Origin of the sequence: Pseudaeromonas paramecii, from assembly GCF_039540575.1 — a bacterium.
In the GTDB taxonomy this organism is placed as follows: domain Bacteria; phylum Pseudomonadota; class Gammaproteobacteria; order Enterobacterales; family Aeromonadaceae; genus Pseudaeromonas; species Pseudaeromonas paramecii.
This window is the reverse complement of the sequence record NZ_BAABFC010000019.1, coordinates 22,304-28,303: the sequence shown is the minus strand read 5'-3', so window position 1 is coordinate 28,303 and position 6,000 is coordinate 22,304. Positions and strand designations below refer to the sequence as shown.

Sequence of the window (6,000 nt, the reverse complement as noted above, 5' to 3'; positions counted from 1 at the left end):
ATATGGCTCAGTTGGTAGAGCGCACCCTTGGTAAGGGTGAGGTCCCCAGTTCGACTCTGGGTATCAGCACCACTAATATGTTTGATGGCAATAGCGCAGTGGTCCCACCTGTTCCCATGCCGAACACAGAAGTGAAATGCTGTAGCGCCGATGGTAGTGTGGCATTCGCCATGTGAGAGTAGGACACCATCAAACACCCTTTAAGAGACCCCGGCCTTATGCCGGGGTTTTGCTTTTTTATTTCCTGTATCTAGCCATAAGGGGATCACGATCCCAGCCTCATTGGAAGGTAACTTTCTGTATCAAAGATTGTGAGGTGGACAGGTTTTTCTTGCCGGTAGTTTTGCTCTAATGAGCCCCGTAGGGTTGAGTAGACCCTCTTCCTTATCACATAACTACTTTAGCGAAGGAACGATCATGTTTAAGAAATTTCTGACTTCTATGTTTGCAGTGGGTGCACTGGTTCTGGCTGGTTGTGCCTCCAATGGTGATGCTGGCGCCGCTGGTGATTCTGCCTCTGCTTCTGGTAATGGTGGTGCTGATGTTTTTGGTAAGCCTCTTTACCTGCGTGGTGAAATGAATGATTGGGCCGCCAAGCCTGAATATCTCATCCAAAAGGTTGAAGACGGCGTATACATGGCCAAAGGTGAGCTGAAGGTTGATTACGCCCCTTACAAGTTCAAGTTCGCAGACGTTGCATGGACTCCGGGCACCAACTTTGGTTATGTTGAGGCCCCCGGTGTTTTCACTATCGGTGGCGATCCGGTCGTTGTGACTCCTAACTCCAAGTTCGAAGAAGTGAAGGTCACTCCGGATGCTGACGGTATGTTCGAGTTCTACTTGGATGTCCGTGGCGAGAAGCCGGTGGTTTACGTCAAGCCCGCTGCCAAGTAATTCACGCCTTAGTGAGTGCAACGCCCGTCGAATGACGGGCGTTTTGTTTTGGTGCCGATCCTGATTTTGGTGCGCCAACATGGGGCGAATATGGCGTGTCGGACGAGTAGGATGGCCGGTACACTCTCTCTTTTCTTGGCATAGGAAATGCTAGCCACTAGGACAGTGAAGATATAGTCAACATGCATCTATGGACAAAGGCGTCCACCCGCAATGCGGGTTGGACGCCTTTTGTTATTTGGGGGCCAGGATGAGCCAAACAACGCAAACCACATGCGCCTACTGCGGAGTAGGCTGCGGTATCACTATCCAGGATGGCGCCATCCTGGCAGGCAATCCGGAACATCCGGCCAACAAGGGTGCCTTGTGCATCAAGGGCAGCTCCTTGCTGGAGACCATGGACTACCCAAGGCGCTTGTTATATCCGCGTTTAGAGGGGCGTCACCTGGGCTGGGATGGGGCGCTGGACGAGATTGCTGCCCGCTTCAACCAGATCATCGCCGAGTCGGGCCCGGAGGCCATTGGCTTCTACGTCTCCGGTCAGCTGCTGACCGAGGACTACTATGTGGCCAACAAGCTGATGAAGGGCTTCATCGGGGCGGCCAACATAGATACCAACTCCCGCCTGTGCATGTCGTCGGCTGTGATGGCCCATACCCGCGCCTTTGGCGAGGACGTGGTGCCGGGTTGCTATGAGGATCTGGAGCAGTGCGATCTGCTGATCCTGGTGGGGGCCAATACCGCCTGGACCCATCCGGTCATTTTTCGGCGTATCCAGCAGGCACGGGCAAAACGGCCACAGATGAAGCTGGTGGTAGTGGATCCCCGCAAGACCATGAGTGCCGAGCAGGCGGATCTGCATCTGGGCTTGCTGCCGGGGACGGATGTCTGGTTGTTCAATGGTCTGTGCCGTTATCTGTTTGAGGTGGGTAAGGTGGATGAAGCCTATGTCCGGGCTCATACCCAGGGGTTGGCGGAGCTGACCACCTTGCTGGATGATCCTGCCTATGAACTGGCGGCCATTGCGCAGACCTGCGGCCTGAATCAGACCGATCTGCTGGCCTTCTATCGCTGGTTTGCCGAGCGGCCTCGTACCGTGACCCTGTTCTGTCAGGGGGTCAATCAGTCCAATCAGGGCACCGACAAGGGCAACAGCATCATCAATGCCCATCTGCTCACCGGGCGGGTGGGCAAGCCGGGAGCATCGCCCTTCTCCATGACGGGCCAACCCAATGCCATGGGGGGGCGTGAGGTGGGGGGCTTGGCCACTCAGTTGGCGGCTCATATGGGATTCAACGAGACGGATTGCGAACGGGTGCAGCGCTTCTGGGGTTCGCCACGGATTGCCACCCGCTCCGGCCACAAGGCGGTGCAGCTGTTTGATGCGGTACGCAAGGGGGAGGTGCGGGCCCTGTGGGTCATTGCCACCAATCCGGCCATCTCGCTGCCGGATTCTGCCAGGGTGCGCGAGGCGCTGGCCAACTGCGAATTTTTGATTGTCTCCGAGATGACGGACAACACGGACACCGCCAAATTCGCCCACCTGTTGCTGCCGGCCGCCGGTTGGGGCGAGCGGGAGGGAACAGTCACCAATTCGGAGCGCTGCATCAGTCGGCAGCGGGCCTTCACCGCGCCGCCTGGCGAGGCGCGGCCTGATTGGTGGGCGTTGGCCGAGGTGGGGAAGCGCATGGGCTTCGCCGAGGCGTTCGACTATCCCAACACCCACGCCATCTGGTCCGAGTTTGCCGCCCTGACCGCCTTCGAGAATGACGGTGTCCGTCAGCTGAATTTGGGCGGGTTAGCCGCGCTGAGTGCCGAGGAGTATGACGGGCTGGCGCCGCAGCAATGGCCCGTACTGGCAGGACGATCTGCCGATGCGCGCCGTCTGTTTGGCGATGGCCGCTTCTCTACCCCGGATGGCAAGGCCAGACTGATTGCCACTGTGCCGCAGGCACCCGTGTTGGAGCAAGAAGAGGGTTGGCTGCTAAACACAGGCCGGCTGCGGGATCAGTGGCACACCATGACCCGCACCGGCCATCTGCCTCGGCTGATGGAAGCCGAGCCCTATCCGCGCGTCACGGTCAATCACCACACCCTGCTGCAATCGGGCCTGGAGCCCGGGCAACTGGTGCACCTGAGCTCACCGCGGGGCGAGGTGCTGGCGCGGCTGGAGCGCGACGATGCCCTGGCGGATAACGAAGCCTTCATGCCGATGCACTGGAGCGACAGCTTCACCGCCGCCGGCGGGGTGAACCGTCTGGTGGCGCCGGTGACGGATCCCGTCTCCGGCCAGCCGCAGTTCAAGCAGACCCGGGTGCTGGCAACGCCCTTCAATGCCCGCTGGCACGGTGTCTGGGTGGGAGTGCATGAGCCTGAGTGGTCCTTCGTCCCCCGTTGGTGGAGTCGTCGGCCGGTGGACGGTGGCGAGTGTCGCCTGCTGGCCGATGATGCCTGCAGCCGGCAGGAGTTGTGGCAGGTGCTGGCCCGCAAGGGGCAGTGGCTGCGGCTGCCTCTCAAGGGCGATGGCTGGGTGGCGGTGCTGCTCAAACAGGGACGGATCCACGGTCTGCTGCTGGCTGGGGACAGCCAATGGCAGCTCAACACCGGGTTGCTGGCCGGGCTGCTCAAGGTGCCCCTGTCGGCCAGCGCCCTGTCGGCGACCATAGAGCAGGCTCTGGCGGGGGACACGCGCATGGTCTGCTCTTGCTTCCGGGTCAGTGAGAAGCAGATCCGCGAGGCCATCGAACAGCAGGGGATCCATGAACTGGCGGGGCTGCAAGCCAGCCTCAAATGTGGCACCAATTGCGGTACCTGTGTGGGCGAGCTGGAGAAGCTGCTCATCAGCTGTCGTGTCAGTTACGCCGAATAAGGAGAGTGCCATGGACGGATGTGTTGCCTTGGTAGGCGCTGGGCCCGGTGATGTGGAGCTGCTGACGGTGAAGGCGCTGCGACGGCTGCAGCAGGCCGAGGTGGTGGTATTCGATCGTCTGGTGGGGGAAGAGATAGTGGCGCTCATTCCCAGCACGGCGGAGCGCTTCGATGTGGGCAAGCGTTGTGGCGCCCCCAGCCTGAGCCAGGAGGCCATCAACCGGCTGCTGGTCCAACAGGCGCGGCGCGGCAAGCGGGTGGTTCGGCTCAAGGGCGGCGATCCCTTCGTGTTTGGCCGAGGCGGCGAGGAGGCCCTGTGTCTGGCCGAGGCCGGCATCCCCTACGAGGTGGTGCCGGGGATCACGGCGGCCCTGGGCTGCGCGGCGGCCAGCCAGATCCCCCTGACCCACAGGGGGCTGGCCCGCTCCGTGACCCTGGTGACCGGCCATCTGCAGGATGGCAGTTGCTTTGCCCCCTGGCAGGCGCTGGTCAAGGGTGGGGGAACCTTGGTATTTTACATGGGCCTGGAGCAGGCCGAGCGGATCGAGCAGGGATTGCTGGCCGCCGGAATGACCCAGGACTTGCCGGTGGCCCTGGTGGTGGCCGGTACCAGCGCCCGGCAACAGGTGATCACCACCTGCTTGGGGGCGTTATCGCAGCAGGCGCTGGCCCTCAAGGGACAGAGCCCGGTTCTGATGATACTGGGGGAGGTGGTGGCGCTGCGTGATGCCCTGCTGAGCCTGGCGGAGCAGAGCTGGCGGTCTGTCGCCTGAGCCCCGCCGACCATGGAGCGGTCATGAGTTTTTCCCGCATTCTGTTTTTTGCCGACGAGCTGGCCCAGGCCAATCGTCTGGCCCTGCTGCTGAGCCGTTACGGCCATGAGCCTGTCCCCCTGGCGGCGCGGGATCCCTGGACACAGGCCGACGGCGCCGATGGCCTGATGCTGGACTGCAAGCGCCTCACCGCCGAATGGCGCCTGCTGGCCACCACCCTGGCGGAGCGAGGTCTGCCTGTGGTGCTGTTTGCCGACGCCTTGCCCGAACACCTGCAGCAACAGCTGCTGGCCGCCGGCGTGACCCTGGTGCCCCATAAGCTGGGAGACAAGGAACCTGTCGAGGCCTGGATCAAGCTGGCCCGCACCCAGCAGGGCGCGCGAGCCCAGCAGCAGCAGCGGATGGCGGAACTGGAACAGAAGCTGGCGGAGCGCAAATGGGTGGAGCGGGCCAAGGGGGTGCTGATGAAGCAGCACGGCCTGGATGAGGAAGCCGCCTATAAGGCGCTGCGCTCGGCGGCCATGCAACACAGCCTGAGCCTGGGGGAGCTGGCCCGTCGCCTGCTGGCGAAAAACGAAGCCGAATAGGCCGTCTGTCGAATAGACAGATTCAATCTTTATGTAGCGGCGCCTCAGGGCGCCGTTGTCGTATCGACTGCTGGTATAGACGTCATGTTACCTAGGGCGGTTTGCAAAGGCCCCTGGGCCAGGGGCGTGCCCCAGCGATCCTGGTGGATCAGGCTCTCCAGCGGCAGGCGCTGCCGCCAGCCCTGGGTCTGCAGCTCGGGTTGCGGCAAGAACTCGCTGACATAGCCCAGGCACAGGTAGGCCAGGGGATAGACCTGTTCCGGCAGGCCCAGCAGCTGCGCCAGCCGATCGTTATCCAAGATGCTCACCCAACCGACACCGATACCTTCGGCCCGGGCGGCCAGCCAGAGGTTCTGCACCGCCAGACACGCGCTGAACAAGTCCATCTCCAGTATGCTGGTGCGTCCCAGCACATGCGGGCCGCCCCGGCTGCGATCGCAGGTGATGCACAGGTTCAGCGGGCTGTCGAGAATGCCCTCGAGCTTGAGACGACGGTACTGCTGCTCGCGCCCCTCGCCGGCAAACTGTGTTGCGGCGGCCTCGTTCGCTTCGTCAAACAGGCGCTTCACCGCCTGCCGGGTGGCGAGATCCTCGATCAGGATGAAATCCCAGGGCTGCATGAAGCCCACGGACGGCGCGTGGTGGGCGGCGTGCAGCAGCCGGGCCAGCACCTCCGGGGGGATGGCATCCGGCAGAAACTGGGAGCGCACATCCCGCCGCTCGTAGATGGCGCGGTACAGGCCAGCCTGCTGATCGGGAGTGAAGGGGGCATTGGGTGTCATGGGCGTATCGGCGCTGAAGGGAGTGGGCTTCACCTTAGCCGTGGCGGGCCATCAGGGTCAACCGTGGTGCGCCAGCTGGAATGCCAGGCTTGGTGC

5 protein-coding genes and 1 rRNA gene are annotated in these 6,000 nt (G+C 62.3%); 5 read left to right on the top strand and 1 reads right to left on the bottom strand.

Annotated elements, in window-relative coordinates; all coding sequences use genetic code 11:
- Positions 1-80: 80 nt before the first annotated feature.
- The 5 genes from rrf to ABD847_RS13470 all read left to right on the top strand — a co-directional run bounded on the left by rrf (position 81) and on the right by ABD847_RS13470 (position 5,122).
- Positions 81-195 (top strand): 5S ribosomal RNA (gene rrf / locus ABD847_RS13490).
- Between the two features lie 222 nt (positions 196-417).
- Positions 418-894, top strand: a complete 477-nt coding sequence (locus ABD847_RS13485) for an early set domain-containing protein (protein WP_345013893.1) — start codon at positions 418-420, stop codon at positions 892-894.
- Between the two features lie 250 nt (positions 895-1,144).
- Positions 1,145-3,763 (top strand): nitrate reductase, encoded by a 2,619-nt coding sequence (locus ABD847_RS13480; protein ID WP_345013892.1) that lies wholly within the window; start codon positions 1,145-1,147, stop codon positions 3,761-3,763.
- 10 nt (positions 3,764-3,773) lie between these two features.
- Positions 3,774-4,535 (top strand): uroporphyrinogen-III C-methyltransferase, encoded by a 762-nt coding sequence (cobA, locus tag ABD847_RS13475; protein WP_345013890.1) that lies wholly within the window; start codon positions 3,774-3,776, stop codon positions 4,533-4,535.
- Between the two features lie 23 nt (positions 4,536-4,558).
- Complete coding sequence (locus tag ABD847_RS13470; RefSeq protein WP_345013888.1) at positions 4,559-5,122, top strand: ANTAR domain-containing response regulator; 564 nt, start codon at positions 4,559-4,561, stop codon at positions 5,120-5,122.
- Positions 5,123-5,166: 44 nt separating this feature from the next.
- Here ABD847_RS13470 and bluB read toward each other — a convergent pair whose 3' ends face one another.
- Positions 5,167-5,904, bottom strand: coding sequence for a 5,6-dimethylbenzimidazole synthase (gene bluB, locus ABD847_RS13465; RefSeq protein ID WP_345013886.1), 738 nt, complete (start codon positions 5,902-5,904; stop codon positions 5,167-5,169).
- Positions 5,905-6,000: the final 96 nt, after the last annotated feature.